Genomic DNA, 20,813 nt, shown 5'->3' on the forward strand with positions numbered 1-20,813 from the left:
ACCACACTCAGCAACATGCATGCCAGAAGGGCCAAAATGCCCGAAACCTGTACTTAAGGGCTAGACCATTGCCGTGAAGACGTCGTCTTTCGTCGCAAATTCGCGAGTCAGACAATAGGTCTTGGCGATGATCTTCCATTCGCCGTCGATGCGGATACAGGCCAGAAAGTCGGTAAAGTCACGCTTTCCGACCAGAACCTCGACCTTCACATTGGCCGTGTCCGCCCCGGCGAAATCGATGGAAACGATGCGCTCCTTACGGGGAAACCCCGCGGCCTCGGGCGATCCGCGCTCAAGGATCACCTTTTCGAACTCGGCCATGGTCCAATGGATACGCTCACCGCCCACATCGGCCGCGTTCATGCGGGCATCCGGATGAAATGCCGTCTTGAACAGCAGTTCCGTATCGCCTTTATAGAGACCGTCAAGATAGGCCTGGATACAGGCCTGTACGCCTGCCAGATCGTTGCCGCTCATGGATGTCTCCTCCTGCTCGACTTTCAGGCACCTTAAAGCAGGCTGTCCGGCCCCAACAGCTTTTCCCGGAACCGGTTCTTCAGATGCACCCCGTCCTTGGTCGGCAGGATGAAAGGCAGCGGCTCGGCCTTGACCTTGATGTCGACGAACACCGGCCCCTTGGTTTCCTTGATCAGCGGCAGGGCCGCCATCAGTTCGGCTTCGGTCTTGACCGTGGCCGTGACCGGAAAGCCGCAAGCCTTGGCGACGGCGGCCATGTCGACGGGGCCCGCCGTATGGGTCGCCTGCATGCCCGTTTCGCCGTAGCGTTCGTTGTCGAACACGACGATGGCGAGGTTCTCGACCCCTTGGGCGGCGATGGTCGCGAAGCTGCCCATGGCCATCAACATTTCCCCGTCGCCGGTCATCACCATGACCCGCTTGGTTGGCTGCGCCGTGGCAAGGCCCAGGCCCATGGTGGCGGCTCCGCCCATGGCACCCCAGAGCGGGAACGTCAGCGGATGGTCACCAGCGGCGGTGGCGTCCCAGTTGGGGGAACCCAGGCCGGTGACGACCAGAAAGTCATCGGTGCGATCCTTCAGCAGGGTCTTGGCGACCTCGCGGCGGTGCAGTTCGTAATTGTCGGCGCGTTGCTTGTCCATGTTCGTTTCCCCGCCTTATTTGCCGAAGGTTTTCACGGGCATGAGCTTCTGATGCAGAAGCACCGCCGCCATGTCCGGCCAGCCATAGGCCTGTTCACCCGCCGAGCGCACGGTCTCGCCGACCTGGTCGGGGTCGTCCACTTGCGTGACCTTCACGCCCATGGCTTCCAGGGCCGGGCGCGTGCCCTCGCCCATGGGTTTCTGCCAGGGATTGAACTCGCGCCACTGGGCCCGCATGGTGACCAGCATCAACAACGGAAAGCGGCAGGTATTGGCCAGCGAGATCATGTTGATGCAATTGCCCACGCCCGAAGACTGAAGCAGCATCACCGCCCGCTCGCCACCCAGCCAAGCGCCTGCGGACAGGCTGATGCCCTCTTCCTCTGTCGTCAGCGGGATGCAGCGCATGGCGTTGTCGGCCTCGCACATTTTGAGAAGGCGGGCATGGCCCGCGTCGGGGACGTAGGCGACCTGGCGCACATCCAGATCCTTGAGGACGTCGTAGATATCCGGCGCCCAGGCGTAATTCTCTGTCATGGTTCTTGGCTGTTCCGTCCGTTGCGGGTGTGATGACTTTAAAAACGATGTCCCCTGCCCGCCAATTGAGATTATCTGGGCACGGGTTGAGATTTTATCAGCCGGGTGCCTTGGCGGCCCTGATTTGCCGTGGCCGCTGGTACAGTACCCAGGCGGCGATGATCAGCAGAACCGGCACGCAGGCGATGGCCGCAATGGCGTCATCCGGATACAGCAGCGCAAACAGGGACACCACCATCAGCACGCCACGTGCCGTCAAATTCCTTATCCGGTCCGTGGCGAAGCGGGCTTGAATGGCAAACACGATGCCCAAGGTCGGCACAAGAATGAGGCCGAGTGCGGCAAGCTGATCCACCCCGGGCTGCTTGACCAGTTCCGGGCGGATGAAGACGCCCGCCATCAGGGTGAACAGGGAAACACAGAGCATAAGCGCACGCCCCAACGTTCGCATGAACGACGCATCCGCAATCTTCGCCGTGACCGCCGCAACCACCGAAGTGGGCGGCGTCAATTCCCCCCAGACCGCCAGGAAAAAGGCGTAGAAATGGACGACCCAAGGATCGACGCCGGCCTTGATCATGGGCGGCGCGATGACCAAGGCGGTCAGGATATAGGTCGGGGCCGGCGGCAGGCCGGTGCCGACCAGGGCGCCGAATAGGAAGGCAATCACCGCCATGGCGATCAGGTTGATGCCGGCGGCTTCCAGCATCAGCACGCCGACCTTGGTCGGAATGCCGGTAATGACGAACACGCCTGTCATGATGGACAAGGCTGCAAGCAGCAGAGTCAGGTCCGCCGTCATGGACGAGAACGCGTCGATCATGCGCCCGATCGGGGTCAATAACTGGCGGATCGACGGTCTGCCTTCCACCTTGAAACGACGGTAGGCATCAATGCTGAACATGACCGGCGCCACCATCACGAAGATGGTCAAGGCGGCGATCATGGCCGCCATATGGGTGACCGCCATCAGCCCGATCAACCCGAACACGACCATGGCGAACACACCGATGTTGACGGCGTCACCGACGGTGAAGGTGCCACCGGGCAGCGTTACCTCGGTGTCGGCGCGGTAGTGGACCGACAGCAGGTAAACCGACGCGATCAGCGCGACGAAGTAGATGACGGCCGGTGCGTAGCCACGGGCGACCACATCGAAATAGCTTTCACCCAGGAAATCAGCCATCAGAAAAGCGGAAATCCCCATGATCGGCGGCATCAACTGCCCGCCGAGGGACGACGCCGCCTCGATCGCCGCGGCCGTCGCGCGCGGCAATCCCGACTGAATCATCGCCGGAATGGTTGCCGATCCCGTCGCGGCGGCGTTGGCCGCGCCAGAACCACTGACCGTCGCGACACCGAGGGACCCAATGACCGCCGCCTGCGGCAGGGCATAGGGTGATTTCGCCGAAATCAGGCCGGCGCCCAGAAGAATTGATTCAACCCCGCCGAAGGCGCGCAGAACGCTAAGGACCAGAATGAACGAGCCGATCAGGGTAAGCGCCAATTGTGGCAGCCGGGAGTAAACCCCCGTCGTCATTTCCAGGCTTGAGGCCGTTACGATGCGCTCCCAACTCATACCCGGATGGTGGAACATGCCGCCGATATGATTGCCGTAAACGGCATAGAGAATCAGCACGACGTTGAGGACCAGGATCACGAAATACCGCTTGCGCGTATATTCCAGGATCAACAACGACATGATCCCGCCCATGATCATGTCGGTCGTGTTCCAGAATCCGGCGCGGTCGGTGCGGATCGCGAAGAATTCGGAGCGGATGTAATACAGCACAGCCAATGCCAGGCCGATCTGAACGGCGCCGATGGCGATGTTCGTCATGGGACCAAGGCTGGGGTACAGGTCATTCGTGCGCAGCGCCTGCAGAATAAACAGGACATAGCACACGGGCACCATGGTCACCGCGAGGACCGTCGGACCACCTTCGCCACTGATGAAGTAATTGAATAGATAAACAAAAAAGACGGTTGCCGTAATCATATAGAGGCCGTCAAGAGCGGCCGTCAGACGCTTCGGATAAGGGGAGGCGGACATGCTGATACCTGTCGACATCACGCGGGGCGGGCGCCAAGGGCACCCGCCCCTGATTTTCGTGGTGGCCGCAAAAGCGGCGGTTACTACTTGGCGATGCGGCTATCCCACTTGGCGTCCCAGACGCCCTTTTCCTTCATCCACTTGGCCAGCCCGGGATGGACGGGAACCAAGTCGATCGAGGATTCGACACCGCGGCGCTGCATGCCCTTCATATCCTTCAACTGGGCAAAGGCCTTGTCGAGCTTGACCAGCTCATCGACGTTCTTTTCGATGATGTTCAGCATGCGATAGACGTCCGCTTCCGGAATTTCCATTCCGACATGGAAGCCATAGTAGAACGGCAAAAGCTTGGCCGATGGGGAGCCGATGTCCCGCTTGAAAGCGGAGGCCGGGACGTCAACAACGGCGAGGCCGGCCTGCTTCAATTTGGCTTCCTCTTCCTTGGTCGGGTTCAAGGCGACCCAGTTGGTGGCCAAGCCCGCCTCGGTGATCCAAGGTGCCGTGGTGGATTCCGCATTGGTATAGATGATGAACCCGTCAAGACGCCCGGATTCCATCAACGACCCGGCGGTCGACAGATCGACTTCGATGTATTTGTGTTTGGTGCCCACGGCGGCAAGGCCACGTTCAAGCTGCGCCCGGGTATCCCAAGGCAGAGGCCCGGAAAACACCTGCTTGTCCGTAAGATCGCTCCAAGACTTGATCTTGTCCTTGTCGCGCTCGTGGATGGCCGCACCGACCTCGACCGTGAAGGCCCAGAACGATTGCACGGGCTGGCGCTTCATCTGATCCTTGAAGCCCTTGAAGCGGTTGGTCCCGTTCGCCAATTCGAAGAAGGCAATGTCGGCGCCGTAGTAACCGAGCGTCTTGCCCGCGGCGTAGCTTTTCACCGAAACAATGGCGCCCGGCATGGGCTGCACGGTGACCTGATAGTCCTTCATTTCCTTGTTCAGGACGGTCGACAGATTGACAAGGGCCCGGTGTCCGGAAGAACCGACCGCCGAGGTTCCCCAAGTGATATCCGTCTGCGCCATGGCAGGGGTCGCCAAGCTGGTCGCGAACATGATCGACAGCGCGGCAATCGAACGATTGAGCTGATGCATATGTGGTTTCCTCCCAAAGAATGCATATAAGCAGCGTTGTGCTCGCAATAGCGTACTGCGGGCGTTGACCGCCCATAAGCGTACGATGGCAGAAACGGTAATCCGATGCGGCGCCTTCGACAAGTTCAAACCGACCCGATATCAATTGTCTCTTCTACATAGTTTGTATTGCCGACCTCGGCGTTTCTGGCCCTGCAGAGGGCCGCATGCCATTGGCGGTCGTCAGCCTATTGCGGGCCGCCAGCGAAGGGGATAGGAAAGAGTGCGCATCGGCGCGCACGCCCACCTCCTTCCGAAAGGTTTCCCGAACATGCCCGCGACACAGCCCTTCACAACCCGACCCGAAATTCTTGGCACCTTCGGCGTGGTCACATCGACCCATTGGCTGGCGACCGCCGTCGGCATGGCGATCCTGGAAAAGGGCGGCAACGCCTTCGACGCGGGCGTGGCGACGGGCTTCGCCCTGCAAGTGGTCGAACCACACCTGAACGGCCCTGGCGGCGACGTGCCGATCATCACCTATACGGCCAGCGACGAGAAAGTGAACGTGATCTGCGGACAGGGCGTTTCCGCCGCCGCCGCGACGATCGACAAGTACCGCGCCATGGGCCACAAGATCATGCCGGGCACGGGCCACCTGTCCGCCGTGGTGCCGGGGGCGTTCAGCGCCTGGGCCACTCTGCTTCGCGATTTCGGCACCATGCGCCTGCGCGAGGTGCTGGAACCGGCGATCAACTTCGCATCGGGTGGCTATGCCCTGGTCCCCAACATCTGCAACACCATCGCGACCATCAAGCCGATGTTCGAGGACGAATGGCACACGTCCCGCGATATCTGGCTGAAGAACGGCCAAGTGCCCCAGGCTGGCACCTTGTTCAAGAACGAGGTCATGGCCGACATGTACCGCCGGGTGCTGAAGGAAGCCGAAGCCGCCGGCGGCGGCCGCGAGGCGGAAATCAACGCCGCCCACGACGTCTGGTACAAGGGCTTCGTCGCGGAAGCCATCGACACCTTCATGCGCACGCCGGTCATGGACACCACGGGTGAGCGCCATGCCGGGCTGCTGACGGGCGACGACCTGGCAGACTGGAAAGCCACCATCGAAGCCCCGCTGACTTATGACTATCTGAATTACACCGTGTGCAAGACCGGCCCCTGGGGCCAGGGGCCCGCCCTGCTGCAGCAGCTTGCCTTGCTCAAGGGCTTCGACCTGTCGTCCATGCCCTTCACCGGACCGGACTTCGTCCATATCGTCACCGAATGCACCAAGCTGGCCTTCGCTGATCGGGAAAAGTTCTACGGCGATCCGGACTTCATCGACATCCCCATGGATGTGCTGCTGTCCGATGCATACAACGACGCACGCCGGAAGCTCATCACCGACAAGGCGTCGCTGGAACTGCTGCCCGGCGACGTGCCCGGCTTCGGCGCCGACCCGATCCTGCGCATGCCCACGGCGGACGAAATCGGCCAGCCCAGCGCGCTGGGCATCGGCGAACCGACGGTGGCCCGCTTTGACGATATGGAGGTCGCCCACGACGGCCATACCGCCGGCGATACCTGCCATTTCGACATCATCGACAAAGACGGCAACATGATTTCCGCGACGCCGTCCGGCGGCTGGCTACAGAGCAACCCGGCCATTCCCGGCCTGGGCTTCTGCCTGACCAACCGGGGCCAGATGTACTGGCTCGATGACAAGAAGCAGGACCGCCTGCAGCCCAAGATGCGACCTCGGACGACGCTCAGCCCCGGCTTCGCCCTGCGTGACGGCAAGGCCTGGATGCCCTTCGGCACGCCGGGTGGCGATTCCCAGGATCAATGGGCGCTCGGCTACTTCGTGCGCAAGGTCCATTATGGCCTGAACATGCAGGAAGCCATCGACGCGCCGGCATTCCATACCAAGCATTTTCCATCGTCGTTCTACCCGCGCCATTGGGTGCCGGGCCATCTGGTCATCGAAGGCCGCTTCCCGGCCGAGACCCAGAAGGAATTGGTGCGCCGCGGCCACAACCTGGAGGTCGACGACGACTGGTGTATCGGCCGCATGACCGCCGCCTGCAAGGAAGATGGCCTGCTTAAGGCTGCCGCCAATCCGCGCTTCATGCAGGGATACGCCGCCGGGCGCTGATCCCAACGGCGGCCTGCGCACCGCGCTTACGGCTTGGAATGAGCAATATCATATGCAAACTGGCATGGATGTTGCGTCCTGACTTTCTGTCATTCTGTGGACAGAAAGAAGCGAACCTGTATGCCAGACATTCAAGGCCTCACGGCCTTTCACAAGGGAACGAAGGCCTTGCCGCTCAGCGGCCGTTTCCAAAGTGACACCGATTTCGAGAATTTGAGCCGCTGGATCGACAGCCGCCTCGCCGGCAATGATGAAGACGTTTTGGAATGGCATGTGGTGCTTGCTGACGACGATGCGTCAAATCGCTTTGTTCTCGGCAGCTTGCTTGAATCCTCAGGCGTTACAGTGACGACCGTGGAGAATGGCCGCCTGGCGCTCGACGTCATCGGCAGCAAGCCGGTTGACCTGTTCCTGCTCGACATCAACATGCCGGAAATGGACGGCCTGCAGACCGCGCGTGCAATCCGCGCCTTGCCCGATGCCAATGCCGACCTGCCATTGATCGCGATCACCAGCGACGTGTCACCGAAACGCCTTGCCGAAATGCGGGATGCCGGGTTTGATGTCTGCATGGAAAAGCCCGTGCGCCGAGACACCCTATTCCACGTCATACTGGGCACGCTGTCACGCCGCGTCGCTGTCTGAGCGGCGGATCGTCATGCCTCTATCAAACCCGATCGACCGCCAGATTCTTATCGCACTTGAAGCCGACACAAGCCGCGAACTGATCCCCGAACTGATCCAGGTTTTCATCAAATCCGCCGACAACCGGATTTCCCAGATCACCGCCCATTTGGCGGCGGGCGATCTTGCGGGCATCGCCGCCGAAGCCCACGCCCTAAAAAGTAGTTCCGCAACCTTCGGCGCCGGTGAGGTTCGCCAGTTTTGCGCCGAACTGGAGGCGGCGGGTAAAAGCGGCGATGCCGTTGCCGCCGAACACCTTGTGGCTGGGCTAACCCTTGCCCTAGATGCTGCGAAGGCAGACCTTACGACCTACGTGAAGGATATCGCCGACTAGACGACGGGGGCTTCCGCGCTGCCGGTTTATTCCCCGATGTCACCACCCCCGCCCTCGGCCTTTTCCTCGGCCTCACGCAGCCGTCGGTATACCGTTGACGGGCTCAACTCCAGAAGTGCAGCCGCCCGCGACACGTTGCCGTCGCATTGGCTGATCGCCGCAGTGATCAGTTCCTGTTCAACCTGCCACAAGGGCCGGATGGCGATGTTGCCCTGTCCACTTCCCTTGCTTGCCGATTGGGTCTCTGTTGGTTTCTCCGGTGCCGGGGCGGGCCTGACCGCTGCGGTCGGTCTCGACTGCCCCACCCTCGCACCCAACGGCGGTGGCAACATGTCCGCGGTTACCGTCTCGCCATCGTGCAGCACGACGACATTGCGGATCACATTCTGAAGCTGGCGTACATTACCGGGCCAGGAAAACCCTGCGATGAGGGCGGCCACTTCGTCATCGAAGACCTGAAACCCTTTGCCTTCCTCTGCCGCGAATTCAGTCAGGAACTTGCCTGCGATATCCAAGATATCGTCCCCCCGATCGCGCAACGGTCGTAGGTGAATGGGAATGACGTGGAGGCGGAAATACAGATCCTCACGGAAATTGCCTTTTTCGACCTCTTCCCAAGGATCCTTGTTGGTGGCGCAGACGAAGCGGACATCGACCTTTTCCACCGTCGAATTGCCGACCTTCTGAAACCCACCGGTCTGGATGAAGCGCAGCAGCTTGACCTGCAACGACAGGTCCATCTCGCAGATTTCATCAAGAAACAGGGTGCCGCCGTCGGCCAGCGTCGCCGCTCCGTCCCGATTGGCATGGGCGCCGGTGAACGCCCCCTTCACATGACCGAAAATTTCGCTTTCCATCAATTCCTGAGGAATGGCGCCGCAGTTCAATGCGATGAACGACTTGTCCGCGCGCGGACTTTGGCCGTGCACGGCCTCGGCACAGACTTCCTTACCAGTGCCTGATTCCCCGGTGATGAACACGGTGGCCTTCGATGGCGCCGCCGCATCGACGATGCGGTAGACGGCCTGCATCGGCAGCGATTTGCCGATGAATCCGCAATAGGTATCGCGGTTGAAGTCCTTCTTCAGGATTTGGACGATGCCCTTCAGTTCCTGACGCTCCAGCGCGTTGCGCAGGGTGAAGATCAGGCGTTCGGCATTGAACGGCTTCATCAGGAAGTCGGCCGCTCCCTCGCGCATGGCGTCCACGGCCATGTTGATCGAGCCATGGGCGGTGATAACGACAACCGCCGTGCGGGAATTTTCCTGAGAAACCTTCTTCAGGATTTCCAAGCCGCTCATGTCGGGCAATTGAACGTCCAGAACAAGCGCATCAAACGAACCTTCGCCCAACGCTTTCAAGGCATCCTTGCCGGTTTCGGCATGGATGACCTCATAGGGCTCCGACTTCAGGTATTCCTGGTAAACACGCGCCAGCGGCGGGTCGTCTTCGACCAGAAGCAGGCGCTGTGTCTTCGAACTGGTCATTGGAACAGAATCCCCATCGGCGGCTGATTGTTCTTTTTTCGATTATAAGGCGAAGAACGGCGCCGATACCATAGGTCGCCGCCGATAACCCGTTGCTATACAATAAACAATTAATTGGTCGCTGATTTTGCACGCAACGCCAATGCCATGTAGATGGCCACGGCAAAGACAAACACGCCCGACGCCACGAAGGGCGCCACATAACTGCCGGTTCCATCGATCAGGACGCCGAAGATCGGCGGCATCACCGTCACGCCACCGAACATGATGAACTGGGCACCCCCGGTGGCATCGCCGATATGGGCTTTCGGGGCGATATCCGCAACCTCCGACAGCCACACCCCGTTCCAACCGTAACTGCAAAGTCCCAACACCAATGATAGAGCGCCGATGGTCCAGCTCGGCCAGGCGGGTGAAATAAATGCGGTTACGCTAAACAGACCGCAGACCAGAATGCTGACGCCGATCAGAACGGCCGTCGGCGAGAACACCTGCTTGGCCACGTAGCCCCAGGCCAGGCGCCCGCCGATGCCCCCGGCCTGCACCAGGGCATAAGAGAAACCGGCGTCGATCAGGGACCAATCCAGGGTATGGATCAGGAACAGGACGTAGAACGACCCCAGGCTGATCTGCGATCCCGCGAGGGCGAAGCCCACCAGGGATAGGGCGCGCAAGGCCGGATCGCCGAGGACCAGTTTCAGCGGCCCCCAAATCTTGATTTTCGGCCGGCCGCCGTCGCGACGCCGGTCATGGTCGAAGGTTTCGCGCACCGGTTGAATGGCAAGGGCCACCAGAATCGCCGCCACGGCGAACACCCCGAAGGCCCAGCGCCAGCCGAACAGCACCGTCAGTGCCGGCAAGGACATGCCGACAATGACACCCGCCACGGGCACGCCCGTCTGTTTGACGGAAAAGATCAAGGGCTGCCTGTTGTCCGCGCCCAGGCCACGCAGGATTTTCGAACTCGTCGGGTTCAGCGGGCCGTAGCACGATCCCATCAGAAGCGCCGCCACCGGTGCCAACCAGATCTGCGCGGGAAACAGCATGAGGATTCCCAGGGCCGCGAACAGGCAGCTGATCTGCGACATGCGCAGCGCGCCATACCGGTCCATGAAGCCCCCGGACATCAGGCCCGTGACTTGCCCCACAAGATAGGCGGTGGCGACATAGACACCGACCAGCGTCGGATCGACGCCCATTTCCGGTGCGATCACCGGGGCCAGAACAGGCACGCCGAATACCGCCGCCGTGCCCACCACCTGCACCGCCCAGGTCGCCGCCAGCCCCCACACGAGACGTTTGCCCGGCGGCATGCTTTCGCCCGCGACAGAATTTTCGCTCATGTGGTACCGTGCTTTCGGATTTAGACCAAGGGAGGATCCAGAATGCTCAGAGTGCTGGGACGTGCCACGTCCGTCAACGTACAAAAAGTCATGTGGCTGATAGACGAGCTTGGCCTTGAGGCCGAACGCGTCGACGTCGGCGGAAAATACGGCGGCAACCAGGACCCGGCTTACCTTGCCAAAAACCCCATGGGGTTGATCCCAGTTCTTGAAGACGGCGACTACGTGGTTTGGGAAAGCCAGGCCATCATGCGCTACATCCTGGAAGCCTACGGCGGCGATCCCTGGCTGCCGACCGACCTGAAGGTGCGCGGCCAGGCCCATCAGTGGATGGACTGGTATCTCACCGTCATGCACCCGCCGATGACCGTGATCTATTTCCAGATGATCCGCGCGACGGACGCCAACCGCAATGAAAAGGCCCTGGCCGACGCCAAGGAAAAAGCCGGCGAATTGTGGACCGTGCTCGACAAGCATCTCGCCGACAAGCCGTTCCTGACTGGCGACACGCTGAACATGGGCGACATTCCCTGCGGCTGCTCCGCCTACCGCTGGCACACGCTGGTGCCGGAGGGCCCGGACCTGCCGCATCTGAAAGCCTGGTGGGACCGTCTTAACGTCCGCCCGGCCTACAAGAAAAACGTGATGCTTCCCTTCGAATAAGAACAAGGCCTTTCCATTACCATGACTAAGCAGACCGTCTACCTGGGCATGACCCGGGCCGATCTTGATTTCCAGTACAACAACCGCGCACGCGTCCCCAACCATGCCGAAATCTATGCGGGTTGGGCCCCGGCCTGTGTCTCCGTGACCAAGGAGTTCGATTGCAAGCTCGACGTCGCCTATGGCGACCACACGCGCGAGAAGCTGGACATCTTCCTGCCGGACCGGACCACCCACGGTGACGGCCCCCACCCCATTCGCCTATTCTTCCACGGCGGATTCTGGATGAGCCGCGACAAGGAGGATTCCCGCTTCGTCGTGCGCGGCCAGGTCGAGGCCGGAGCCATCGTGATCTCCGCCGAATACGCCCTGATCCCGTCGGTCGACATGACCGAACTGCTGCGCCAGTGCCGTGTCGCCGTGGCCTGGGCCTGGAACAATGCGGATTCTTTCAACGGCGACCGTGACCGGCTGTTCGTTTCCGGCCATTCGGCGGGCGGGCATATCGCGGCCATGCTGCAGACCACCAACTGGACCGAATGGGGCCTGCCGGCGGATGCCGTCAAGGGAGCGGCCGCGCTGTCAGGTATCTTCGACCTGACGCCCATGCGCCATTGCTACATCGACGACACGCTGCACCTTAGCGAAGACGACGTGCGCCAATATTCGCCGGAACATTTGCCGCCCCTTGGCGGCGGATCGACCTTGATCGCCGTCGGCGGGGTGGAAACAGCGGAATTTCTGCGCCAATCGCAGGCCCTGGCCGCCGCCTGGGCCGGCAAGACGTCAGAGGTCGAATTGATCGAAGTGCCGGACGCCAACCATTTCACGATCATGAACCATTACGCGGGACCGGACAGTAACCTGTGCCGCGCCATGGTTCGCCAGATGGGATTGGGAGACGCATCATGACACATTCCGTCGACGTCTTCTGGTCCTACCGCAGTCCCTATTGCTATCTGACCCTGGACCGTTTCCGGGACTGGCAGGAAACCTATGACCTGACCGTGGAAATCCGTCCGGTCTATCCCATGGCCGTGCGCAACCCGGACTTCTTCGCCCAGGTGAACCGCAAGTACCGGACCTATCACACGCCGGATTATCACCGCGTTGGCGAATACCTGGGCATGCCCGTGCGCAAGCCCGTGCCCGACCCCATCGTCATGGACAACGAAAACTACATCATCGCCCCCGAACAACCGCACATTGGTAAGTTCACACGCGTCGGTGCCGCCGCGCAGAAACGCGGCAAGTGCTTTGCCTTCACGGACGCCATGATGCGGATCGTCTGGGACGGTCTAACCGACAATTGGAACACGGACAGTCATTATACCGCCGCCCTGACCAAGGCCGGCCTGGATGCTGCCGAAATCCTGCGCGAGGAAACGGAAGATCGTGACGGCCTCGAGGCCATCATCGCGGACAACCAAGCCGCCTTCGACACCTCTGATCACTGGGGGGTGCCCTGCATGATGTTCGACGGTGAAACCTTCTACGGGCAGGACCGCATGGACATCCTGCTGTGGCGCATGAAGCAGAAAGGCCTAGCCGCGCGCGGCTAGTTCCGCCTCCAACTCACGGATGCGGTCATACAGCGGCTGCACGGCGCGGGCGACATCGGCTTCCGTGAAGCGCGGCGTAATGTGCTGCGGACAGTTCACGTCCCAGGCCGCGATCTCGAACACCACCGCCCGCTCTGGCCTGCCCTCCGTATAATCGGCGTCGGCCAGGCGGGCGATCAGGTCCGGATCGTCCTCGACCACGTGCGCGGTGCCCCAGATCTTGATCCGCCGGCGGTTGGGATAATCCATCAGGAACAGGAAGGCCTTGGGATTATCCTCCAGGTTGCCCTGGGTAAGATATTGCCGGTTGCCGGCAAAATCGGCGAAGGCGAGAGTCTTATCGTCCAGAACTTTGAGAAACCCCGTCTTGCCGCCCCGATGTTGGATATAGGGCTGACCGTCGGCAGTTGCCGTTGCCATGTAGAAGGAATCACGGGCGGCGATGAAGGCCGCCAAGTCGTCCGTCACCCGGTCGGCCCATCCGCCCTTGTCCTCCATCCGCGCGTACCCCTTGCGCGATCCCTTGCGTTCCTGGATCGCCTTCACGGTTTCGGTGAAGGCGACGTTACTTGTGGGCTTGGTCATCTTGACCTCCGAAGAAGCAGGACCGGCGAGGACCCGAAAAGGCATAATAGGAGATGAGCATGGAACCCTCACGCAGGTCTGGATTTGGCCATCATTTGCCACATTAATAGACCGATCGGTCTATATTGTCAATTATCCACATCACCTCACAGAAACCTTCGAGAGTTAATTTATTAAATTGATTTAAATGATATTTTTTCTGACCAGAAAGAGATTGAAGACCTGGGCGTAAGGATCTCCTTGCAGAAAAACCGACAGTTGAGTACATATACTTAGACAAATCGTTCTATTTCATTGAGACACCATGGCATCGGCGAAACGTGACCACCTGATCGACACGGCGCTGCGTCTGTTCGGCCGCGACGGTTATCACGCCGTGGGCATCGATCGGGTAATCGCCGAAGCGGGGGTCGCGCGCATGACCCTCTATAATCACTTCAAGTCAAAGGATGAACTGATCCTGGCGGTCCTGCACCGGCGCGACGAACGGTTCCGCAATTCGTTCATGCGCCAGGTCGAACGCGCCGCCCCCGATCCCAAGGGGCGGATCCTCGCCACCTTCGATGCCTTGGACACGTGGTTCGCCTCCGACGATTTCACCGGCTGCATGTTCATCAATGCCGCCGCCGAATATTCCGATAAGAACGACCCGATCCACCGCACCGCCCGCGAACACAAGGACCTGGTCGTCGATTACCTTCGCGACCTGGCATCCAAGGCCGGAGCCGCCGACCCGGACGGTCTCGCCACCGGACTGGCCCTGCTGACCGAAGGCGCCATCGTCTTGGCCCATGTGGCAGGCCATAAGGACGCCGCCCGCAAGGCCAAGAAGGCGGCCGAGGTCTTGATCCGCGACGCCGGGCTTTAGGGCGACACCCAGACCCCGGACAACGAACAGATGCCCCGGCAACGCGGGCTTGCTACCATCCTCGATCACCAAAGGGGAAATTCCATGCGCCGTTTCACGTTCCTGTCCGTTCTGGCCGCCCTCCTGGCCCTATCCATATCTTCTGCCCGCGCGGCCGAATTGACCGTGGCCTTCGCCATCGCCAAGCCGCCCTTCGTCTATGCCACGCAGACCGGCCCGGCGCAGGCCGACGACAAAGGCGGGATCGAGCTTGATATCATGAAGGCGGCCCTGGCGCCCCGCGGGCACAGCTTCCAGGCGGTCTATTCGACCTATGACGCACTGACTGCCCTGGTGCTGGAAGGCCGCGCCGACGCCGCCGCCACCGTGCGCCCGGAAAACCCCAACCTGTTCTATTCCAACGAATTCGTCAGCTTCCACAATGTCGCGGTCACGCGCGCGAATGGCCCCGCCCCCACTGCCGTCGCCGATCTGGCGGGACTCAGCATGGTTGCCTGGGAAGGGGCCACGAAAGACCTGGGCCCAGCATTCGCCGAAACGACGGGCAAATCCCCGAACTATACGGAAATCGGTGACCAGAAGGCCCAGGTAAAGGCCTTTCTCGACGGCAGGTTCCAGGCCCTCATCATTGACGGCACGATCTTCCGCTATTGGAAAAAGGTCCTCGGCGGCAAGGCTGCCGATTTCCAGTTTCACTCCCTGTTCGGCGGGCACACGCCCTTCGTCGTCGGCTTCGCGGACGAGACCATCCGCAACGACTTCAATGCAGGCCTAAAGGAAATCCGGCAGAACGGCGTTTACGACGTTCTGTTCAACCACCACATCGCCGAGTAGGGCCGGCGGCCTCAGTCCTTGACCGCGTTGGGTTCCGAATTGGGGATCGCCAGCACCATCAGGTTGGCGATCAGGATCGTCCCCGCCAGCAGATAGAACACGGCGGTCAGCCCCCAGGTATCGGCGATCAGGCCGCACAAGGGCGGCAGCGCGAAGTTGAAGGCCGACTGGGTGCCGAACAACAGGCTCATGGAGCTGCCGGACAGATGCGGCGGCGTGATGTCCATCATCCAGCTGTGCATCACCGGCCGCGCGGCATACAACGAAAAGCCCAAGATCGACACGCCGACGATCAGCATCATCTGGTTGTCCAGCAGGGTGATGATCGCGAGCACGATGGTCGTGCCCGTAAAGCCCGCCATCACCACGGGCCGCCGGCCAGAACGGTCGGACCAAATGCCCGCCAGAGGTGTGGCGATCAGGCCACCGATCTGCATGGCCATGAGCGTCGCCCCCACCGCCGTCGGCGCCAGATGCATTTCGTCTGCCAGGTAAAGCGGCAGGAACATCAATAGGCCCATAAGCGTCACCGTGCGGAACCCGGACATGACGCAGAGCGCGACCACCCAGCGGTTCTTCAGCAGCAGCCGCACCCCGGCCAGGTAATCCTTGCCGGTCATCTTTTCCTTGCCCGGCGCGTCGTTGGTCGCCTTGTCGCGGGCGTTGAGGGTCAGCAGCAGCAGAAGCGCAATGACGAACACAGGAATCGAAGCCACGGTCGAGGCATCGCGCCAGCCGAGCCAGACCAGAAGGAACCCGGCGGCCAAGGGTGCGATGGCGTCACCGACGCTGGCGCCCAGGGCATGCAGGGACAGGGCATAGCCCTTCTTGTCCGGATAGGCTGACGACAGGTAGGAAATCGCCGGCGGATGCCACAGGTTGTTGGTCGCCCCGATGAAGGCCAGCAGCACGAACACGGACCAGAATCCACCGGCCCATTTCATGGCGGCCAGGGCCATGGCGCCGATGACCAGGGCGATGACCTGCAGGAACACCCGCCGGCCGACTAGATCGACCGCCGCACCCGACCCGAAATTGGCGATGAAGCTGAACAGATGGAACGAGGTCAGGATCAGGCCGGCCTCGGTATAGCTGATACCCAGATCCTGGCGCAGCCAGGGAACCATCAGGTAATAAACCGCGATAATCCAGTGGGTCCCGCCATGGCCCAGGCCGATCATCCAGGCCGGCCATTGCTGGCGCAGGGGAATACCGGTCAATCTCTCGATCGCTGCACCCAATATTCATCCTCCCCGACGAAACCGCATTCTATCCGAAGACCGACGGCGGTTAGTGATTGTATACAAAGGCCGGTCAATTTACGCTGTCGCCTCGCGCATTAGCAAGCTGGACCATGGCCCGCAAAGATCGGCCGCCTGGCCCGCCAATGAAAACCAAGAGGACTTAGAGGAACCATCCATGGACGGATTTACGATGGACGGCGTAACGGATCAGTTGGTCGTCGAGAAAAAGGACGGTGTCGGCTACGTCCGATTCGATAACCAGGCCAGAAAGAACGCCATGACGTTCGAAATGTGGCGCGATCTGCCGACCGTTCTGGATGATTTCCTGGCCGACGACGCCGTGCGCGTGGTCGTTGTTTCCGGTGAAGGCGGTGGTGCCTTCTGCGCCGGTGCCGACATCTCCCAGTTCGAAAAAAACCGGTCGTCCGAGGACAGCGTGAAAATCTACAACGCCGCCACGGAAAAGGCGTCGGAGCGCCTGCGCGAGTTTCCCAAGCCGACCATCGCCAAGATCGAAGGCCCCTGCGTCGGCGGCGGCGTCGGCCTGGCCACCTGCTGCGACATCCGCATCGCCGAGGAAGATGCCATCTTCGCCGTGCCCGCCGCCAAGCTGGGCCTGGGCTACCGCGTCGATGGGCTGAAGCCCTTCGTCGACCTGATCGGCCCGTCCTACGCCAAGGAAATTTTCTACACCGCCCGCAAGTTCACGGCGGCGGAGATGAAGGAGATCGGCTTCGTCAACCGGATCGTGCCCAAGGCGGAATTGAACGACTATGTCGCGGATTACACCCGCCGCATCGTCGAGAACGCGCCGCTGACCATCAAGGCCGTGAAGGTGGTTGTCGCGGAGTGCCTGAAGGACGATACGCTCCGCGATCACGACCTCTGCGCCAGCATCGTCAAGGATTGCTTCGATTCCGAGGACTACAAGGAAGGCCGCCGCGCCTTCATGGAAAAGCGTAAGCCGCAGTTCAAGGGTAAGTAAGCCCGGGGGCATACCCCCAAGCGACTAAGACCAAAAAGACAAAGGCAGATTTACTATGCGCATTGCAATCATGGCCGCCGGCGGTGTCGGCGGGTATTTCGGCGCCCGTCTGGCCGCCGCCGGACACGACATTCATTTCCTGGCGCGGGGCGCCCACCTGAAGGCGATCCGTGAGGGCGGCCTGCGCGTGTCCAGCGACAAGGGCGATCTTCACCTGAAAGACGTCTCCGTCACCGACAATCCCGCCGACATCGGCCCGGTCGATGCGGTCCTGTTCGCGGTCAAGCTGTGGGATACGGAAGCCAGCGCCGACCAGTGCAAACCGCTTTTGGGCCCCGATACCCTGGTCGTCCCGTTCCAGAACGGAGTCCGCAGCATGGACGTTCTGTCGGAACGCCTGGGGGCGGCGCATGTCGCCGGCGGTGTTGCTCATATCGCCGCGGTGATTGGAGAGCCGGGCCTGATCAAGCACACGGGCACCATGGCACGCATGACCATCGGCGAGCGTGACGGCACCGTCACCCCGCGCATTGAGGCGCTTAAGGCCGCGTTCGCGGACGGCGGTTTCGACCATGCCGTGTCGCCCGACATTACCCGCTCCATCTGGGAGAAATTCATCTTCCTGTCCTGCCTCAGCGGCCTGACGTCCTTGTGCCGCCAGCCGGCGGGCCCGATCCGGGAAAACCCTGAGTCCCGCGCCCTGTTCGAGGCCGCGATCTACGAAACCGCCGCCGTCGGCCGCGCCGAAGGCGTGCCCCTACCGGACGGAACGGAAGCCAAGACCATCGGTTTTCTCGACGGCCTGCCCGCCGTCATGAAGGCTTCCATGTTCCACGACCTGGAGGCCGGACGGCGACTTGAGTTGCCGTGGCTGAGCGGTGAAGTGGTGCGGCTTGGCCGCAAGCACGGCATTCCGACGCCCGTCCATGCCGCTGTCCTGGGCGCCCTGACCTTCTACGCCGACGGCGCCTGAACACGACCAACTCTGGGAGGAGAACCGCCATGTCCACCCTCGAAACCTCGGCCCTGTGGCCGTTCGCGAAATACGCCGCCGACCTGTCCTCGGACGATCTGCCGGCGGATGCCCTGCACGCCGCCAAGCGCTGCCTGCTCGATTGGTTCGCAGCCGCCCTGCCCGGCACGGTGATTGAACCGGCAACCTCGCTGACGGCAGCATTCAAAGACTGTATCGGGCGCGGCGGGGCCAGGCTCTATCCCTCGGGCGACACGACCGATGCGCGCACGGCGGCCTTCATCAACGGCGCGGCCTCCCACACCGTTGAATTCGACGACATCTACCGCAATGCCCTCTACCATCCGGGCGTTCCAGTGATCTCGGCGGCGCTCGCCATCGCCCAGGCACGGGGCGTCAGCGGCGCCCGGCTGCTGACCGGCATCGTCGCCGGTTACGAGGTCTCCAACCGTCTCGGGGCCGCCGCCAATCCGGCCCATTACGAATTCTGGCACACCACCGGCACGATCGGCACTTTCGGCGCCGCCGCCGCCTCGGCCAATATCCTGGGCCTCACCCCTGAACAGACTCTGCACGCGCTGGCCAATGCCGGCACCCTGGCGGCGGGCCTGCAACAGGCTTTCCGCGCCGACGCCATGGCCAAGCCGCTGCACGGATCGCATGCGGCGGAACGCGGCGTCACGGTGGCGCTCGCCGCCGAACAGGGCGTCACCGGTGCGCCGGACATCCTTGAAGGGCCGCGCGGCTTCGGCAACGCCATGTGCCTGAACGGTTTGGCCGACACGCAACCCGATTGGGCCCGCGCGGCGGAAACGCTGGGCCGGGACTATCTGATCAAGCAGACCACGACGAAGAACCATTCCGCCTGCGGCCATGTCCATGCCGCCGTCGACAGCGTGCTGCTGCTGGCCCGCGAGTACGGCCTGACAGCTGACCAGGTAAAAGAAATCCGCGTCGACAGCTATCAGAAGGCCGAGGAAATTTGCGGCAACACCAACCCGCAGACGGCATTCGAGGCGAAGTTCTCCCTGGTCTACTGCTGCGCCGCCGCGCTGCTGTGGGGCAGCGTGCGCATGGCCGCCTTCACGCCGGAGCGATTGCAGGACACGGCGGCACGCGACCTGATGACCCGCATCACCCTGACCACGGCCCCGGAATGCCAGGGCAATTTCCCGGCCCTGCGCTCCGCCAAGGTGGAGATCGAAACCACAGACGGCCGCGTTGTCAGTCATTACGCGCCGACCCGCAAGGGCGACCCGGACGCGCCCCTGAGCGATATGGAGCTTGAAGACAAGTACCGCGACCTGGCCTCGGCCGTGTTGGGGTCGGACGGGGCGGAAAACCTGCTTGCCGCCATCTGGTCCATCGACACCATGGACAGCGCCCGCGATCTGATCGCCGCCCCCGCTCAGGCCGCGCAATAGCATGGCACGGGCCAACACGCCGCGCCTGGGCTTCATCGGCTTCGGCGAGGCCGGGCCCCTGATCGCCAAGGGCCTGTTGGCAGCGGGCCTGCCTGCCCCCATCACGGCCCGCGATCTGCGGGAACGCCCCCCGGTCGGGGGCGTCGAGATGGCGGCCAGCATCGCCGACCTGGTCGCCACGTCGGACATCATCCTGTCCACGGTCACCGCGACGGAAGCGTTGGAAGTTGCCCAGGAAGCGGCCCGGGCCCTCAAGCCCGGCCAGATTTACATGGACCTCAACTCGACCTCGCCCATGGTCAAGCAGCAGATCGCCGAGGTCGTCAATCCGACCGGTGCGCGCTTTGTCGAGGTCGCGGTCATGGACGGTGTGCCCGGCAAGAATCAGAAAGTCCCGATGCTGCTGGTCGGCACGGCAGCGAAAGACGTGATCGAAGCCTTCACCCCTTACGGCGTCAACATGCGCGAGTTCGGCACGGAATACGGCCGGGCGGCAGCGACCAAGATGTTTCGCTCCGTCCTGGTCAAGGGGATGGAGGCGTTGCTGCAGGAATGCGTCCTGGGGGCCGAGACCTATGGCGTGGCCGACGAGGTCTTCGCCTCCATGAACCGCAGCTATGCGGGTAAGAATTTCGACGACCTGGCGCACTTCCTGATCGGCCGCACGGCGATCCATGGTGCGCGCCGGGGCCATGAACTGGAAGAAGCAGCCGACACCCTCCGCGCCTTGGGCTATGACGCCTTCATGTGCGACGGCGGTGCCAAGCGCCTGAAGTGGCTGTCCGAATTTGGGTTCAAGGAAGACTATGGCGATGATGCGCCCGAGGATTACCGCGAGGTCTTCGCCGAATTGCAGAAGCGGCGCGCGTCTGCCGGACCGTAACC

The 20,813-nt window shown here is 61.9% G+C and carries 21 protein-coding genes; 12 read left to right on the plus strand and 9 right to left on the minus strand.

Going from position 1 to position 20,813, the window contains the following annotated elements:
- Positions 1-60: 60 nt before the first annotated feature.
- From KFF05_11025 to KFF05_11045, 5 genes are all read right to left on the minus strand, one after another.
- On the minus strand, positions 61-477 hold the full coding sequence (locus tag KFF05_11025; GenBank protein UTW50489.1) for a nuclear transport factor 2 family protein: 417 nt from the start codon (positions 475-477) through the stop codon (positions 61-63).
- 32 nt (positions 478-509) lie between these two features.
- Complete coding sequence (locus KFF05_11030; protein UTW50490.1) at positions 510-1,118, minus strand: aldehyde dehydrogenase; 609 nt, start codon at positions 1,116-1,118, stop codon at positions 510-512.
- A 15-nt stretch (positions 1,119-1,133) separates the two neighbouring features.
- Positions 1,134-1,655, minus strand: coding sequence for a phosphonopyruvate decarboxylase (locus KFF05_11035; GenBank protein UTW50491.1), 522 nt, complete (start codon positions 1,653-1,655; stop codon positions 1,134-1,136).
- A gap of 97 nt (positions 1,656-1,752) precedes the next feature.
- The gene (locus tag KFF05_11040; GenBank protein ID UTW50492.1) at positions 1,753-3,726 is read right to left on the minus strand and encodes a TRAP transporter permease; all 1,974 of its coding nucleotides are present in this window, start codon (positions 3,724-3,726) and stop codon (positions 1,753-1,755) included.
- A 65-nt stretch (positions 3,727-3,791) separates the two neighbouring features.
- Positions 3,792-4,811 carry a TRAP transporter substrate-binding protein gene (locus KFF05_11045; GenBank protein ID UTW50493.1) on the minus strand — a complete coding sequence of 340 codons (1,020 nt, stop codon included), beginning with the start codon at positions 4,809-4,811 and terminating at the stop codon, positions 3,792-3,794.
- 310 nt (positions 4,812-5,121) lie between these two features.
- Between KFF05_11045 and KFF05_11050 the strand changes: the two genes are divergently transcribed.
- The 3 genes from KFF05_11050 to KFF05_11060 all read left to right on the plus strand — a co-directional run bounded on the left by KFF05_11050 (position 5,122) and on the right by KFF05_11060 (position 7,960).
- Positions 5,122-6,942: a gamma-glutamyltransferase family protein gene (locus KFF05_11050; protein ID UTW50494.1), complete on the plus strand. Its 1,821-nt coding sequence runs from the start codon at positions 5,122-5,124 to the stop codon at positions 6,940-6,942.
- A gap of 120 nt (positions 6,943-7,062) precedes the next feature.
- On the plus strand, positions 7,063-7,587 hold the full coding sequence (locus KFF05_11055) for a response regulator (GenBank protein UTW50495.1): 525 nt from the start codon (positions 7,063-7,065) through the stop codon (positions 7,585-7,587).
- Positions 7,588-7,600: 13 nt separating this feature from the next.
- A complete protein-coding gene (locus tag KFF05_11060) occupies positions 7,601-7,960 on the plus strand; it encodes an Hpt domain-containing protein (GenBank protein ID UTW50496.1) in 360 nt (119 codons plus the stop codon).
- 26 nt (positions 7,961-7,986) lie between these two features.
- On the opposite strand, the gene KFF05_11065 is transcribed toward KFF05_11060, so the two are convergent.
- Positions 7,987-9,447, minus strand: a complete 1,461-nt coding sequence (locus KFF05_11065; GenBank protein UTW50497.1) for a sigma-54-dependent Fis family transcriptional regulator — start codon at positions 9,445-9,447, stop codon at positions 7,987-7,989.
- 110 nt (positions 9,448-9,557) lie between these two features.
- The gene (locus KFF05_11070; GenBank protein ID UTW50498.1) at positions 9,558-10,790 is read right to left on the minus strand and encodes an MFS transporter; all 1,233 of its coding nucleotides are present in this window, start codon (positions 10,788-10,790) and stop codon (positions 9,558-9,560) included.
- Positions 10,791-10,832: 42 nt separating this feature from the next.
- On the opposite strand from KFF05_11070, the gene KFF05_11075 reads away from it, so the two are divergent.
- From KFF05_11075 to KFF05_11085, 3 genes are read left to right on the plus strand one after another with little or no spacing between them, the layout of a single operon-like run.
- A complete protein-coding gene (locus KFF05_11075; GenBank protein ID UTW50499.1) occupies positions 10,833-11,453 on the plus strand; it encodes a glutathione S-transferase family protein in 621 nt (206 codons plus the stop codon).
- Between the two features lie 21 nt (positions 11,454-11,474).
- Positions 11,475-12,365, plus strand: a complete 891-nt coding sequence (locus KFF05_11080; protein UTW50500.1) for an alpha/beta hydrolase — start codon at positions 11,475-11,477, stop codon at positions 12,363-12,365.
- Positions 12,362-13,015: a DsbA family protein gene (locus KFF05_11085; protein ID UTW50501.1), complete on the plus strand. Its 654-nt coding sequence runs from the start codon at positions 12,362-12,364 to the stop codon at positions 13,013-13,015. Before KFF05_11080 ends, KFF05_11085 begins: the two co-directional genes overlap by 4 nt.
- On the opposite strand, the gene KFF05_11090 is transcribed toward KFF05_11085, so the two are convergent.
- Positions 12,998-13,600 (minus strand): pyridoxamine 5'-phosphate oxidase family protein, encoded by a 603-nt coding sequence (locus tag KFF05_11090; protein ID UTW50502.1) that lies wholly within the window; start codon positions 13,598-13,600, stop codon positions 12,998-13,000. The genes KFF05_11085 and KFF05_11090 overlap by 18 nt on opposite strands.
- Before the next feature lie 304 nt (positions 13,601-13,904).
- On the opposite strand from KFF05_11090, the gene KFF05_11095 reads away from it, so the two are divergent.
- Both KFF05_11095 and KFF05_11100 read left to right on the plus strand, forming a co-directional pair.
- Positions 13,905-14,468, plus strand: a complete 564-nt coding sequence (locus tag KFF05_11095; protein ID UTW50503.1) for a TetR/AcrR family transcriptional regulator — start codon at positions 13,905-13,907, stop codon at positions 14,466-14,468.
- An 84-nt stretch (positions 14,469-14,552) separates the two neighbouring features.
- Complete coding sequence (locus KFF05_11100; protein ID UTW50504.1) at positions 14,553-15,302, plus strand: transporter substrate-binding domain-containing protein; 750 nt, start codon at positions 14,553-14,555, stop codon at positions 15,300-15,302.
- An 11-nt stretch (positions 15,303-15,313) separates the two neighbouring features.
- On the opposite strand, the gene KFF05_11105 is transcribed toward KFF05_11100, so the two are convergent.
- Positions 15,314-16,543, minus strand: coding sequence for an MFS transporter (locus KFF05_11105; protein ID UTW50505.1), 1,230 nt, complete (start codon positions 16,541-16,543; stop codon positions 15,314-15,316).
- A 193-nt stretch (positions 16,544-16,736) separates the two neighbouring features.
- On the opposite strand from KFF05_11105, the gene KFF05_11110 reads away from it, so the two are divergent.
- Genes KFF05_11110 through KFF05_11125 form a run of 4 tightly spaced genes read left to right on the plus strand, consistent with a single transcriptional unit; the run spans position 16,737 to position 20,811 of the window.
- On the plus strand, positions 16,737-17,531 hold the full coding sequence (locus KFF05_11110) for an enoyl-CoA hydratase/isomerase family protein (protein UTW53681.1): 795 nt from the start codon (positions 16,737-16,739) through the stop codon (positions 17,529-17,531).
- 55 nt (positions 17,532-17,586) lie between these two features.
- On the plus strand, positions 17,587-18,504 hold the full coding sequence (locus KFF05_11115; protein UTW50506.1) for a 2-dehydropantoate 2-reductase: 918 nt from the start codon (positions 17,587-17,589) through the stop codon (positions 18,502-18,504).
- A gap of 29 nt (positions 18,505-18,533) precedes the next feature.
- The gene (locus KFF05_11120; protein UTW50507.1) at positions 18,534-19,928 is read left to right on the plus strand and encodes an MmgE/PrpD family protein; all 1,395 of its coding nucleotides are present in this window, start codon (positions 18,534-18,536) and stop codon (positions 19,926-19,928) included.
- Between the two features lies 1 nt (position 19,929).
- Positions 19,930-20,811: an NAD(P)-dependent oxidoreductase gene (locus tag KFF05_11125; GenBank protein UTW50508.1), complete on the plus strand. Its 882-nt coding sequence runs from the start codon at positions 19,930-19,932 to the stop codon at positions 20,809-20,811.
- Positions 20,812-20,813: the final 2 nt, after the last annotated feature.

The sequence above is a fragment of the bacterium SCSIO 12827 genome, assembly GCA_024397995.1.
Classification (GTDB): domain Bacteria; phylum Pseudomonadota; class Alphaproteobacteria; order Rhodospirillales; family Casp-alpha2; genus UBA1479.

Bases quoted from the DNA above. Each gene is read 5' to 3' on its own strand.
- KFF05_11025 (UTW50489.1), bottom strand. From the start codon at position 477: ATGAGCGGCAACGATCTGGCAGGCGTACAGGCCTGTATCCAGGCCTAT.
- KFF05_11030 (UTW50490.1), bottom strand. From the start codon at position 1,118: ATGGACAAGCAACGCGCCGACAATTACGAACTGCACCGCCGCGAGGTC.
- KFF05_11035 (UTW50491.1), bottom strand. From the start codon at position 1,655: ATGACAGAGAATTACGCCTGGGCGCCGGATATCTACGACGTCCTCAAG.
- KFF05_11040 (UTW50492.1), bottom strand. From the start codon at position 3,726: ATGTCGACAGGTATCAGCATGTCCGCCTCCCCTTATCCGAAGCGTCTG.
- KFF05_11045 (UTW50493.1), bottom strand. From the start codon at position 4,811: ATGCATCAGCTCAATCGTTCGATTGCCGCGCTGTCGATCATGTTCGCG.
- KFF05_11050 (UTW50494.1), top strand. From the start codon at position 5,122: ATGCCCGCGACACAGCCCTTCACAACCCGACCCGAAATTCTTGGCACC.
- KFF05_11055 (UTW50495.1), top strand. From the start codon at position 7,063: ATGCCAGACATTCAAGGCCTCACGGCCTTTCACAAGGGAACGAAGGCC.
- KFF05_11060 (UTW50496.1), top strand. From the start codon at position 7,601: ATGCCTCTATCAAACCCGATCGACCGCCAGATTCTTATCGCACTTGAA.
- KFF05_11065 (UTW50497.1), bottom strand. From the start codon at position 9,447: ATGACCAGTTCGAAGACACAGCGCCTGCTTCTGGTCGAAGACGACCCG.
- KFF05_11070 (UTW50498.1), bottom strand. From the start codon at position 10,790: ATGAGCGAAAATTCTGTCGCGGGCGAAAGCATGCCGCCGGGCAAACGT.
- KFF05_11075 (UTW50499.1), top strand. From the start codon at position 10,833: ATGCTCAGAGTGCTGGGACGTGCCACGTCCGTCAACGTACAAAAAGTC.
- KFF05_11080 (UTW50500.1), top strand. From the start codon at position 11,475: ATGACTAAGCAGACCGTCTACCTGGGCATGACCCGGGCCGATCTTGAT.
- KFF05_11085 (UTW50501.1), top strand. From the start codon at position 12,362: ATGACACATTCCGTCGACGTCTTCTGGTCCTACCGCAGTCCCTATTGC.
- KFF05_11090 (UTW50502.1), bottom strand. From the start codon at position 13,600: ATGACCAAGCCCACAAGTAACGTCGCCTTCACCGAAACCGTGAAGGCG.
- KFF05_11095 (UTW50503.1), top strand. From the start codon at position 13,905: ATGGCATCGGCGAAACGTGACCACCTGATCGACACGGCGCTGCGTCTG.
- KFF05_11100 (UTW50504.1), top strand. From the start codon at position 14,553: ATGCGCCGTTTCACGTTCCTGTCCGTTCTGGCCGCCCTCCTGGCCCTA.
- KFF05_11110 (UTW53681.1), top strand. From the start codon at position 16,737: ATGGACGGCGTAACGGATCAGTTGGTCGTCGAGAAAAAGGACGGTGTC.
- KFF05_11115 (UTW50506.1), top strand. From the start codon at position 17,587: ATGCGCATTGCAATCATGGCCGCCGGCGGTGTCGGCGGGTATTTCGGC.
- KFF05_11120 (UTW50507.1), top strand. From the start codon at position 18,534: ATGTCCACCCTCGAAACCTCGGCCCTGTGGCCGTTCGCGAAATACGCC.
- KFF05_11125 (UTW50508.1), top strand. From the start codon at position 19,930: ATGGCACGGGCCAACACGCCGCGCCTGGGCTTCATCGGCTTCGGCGAG.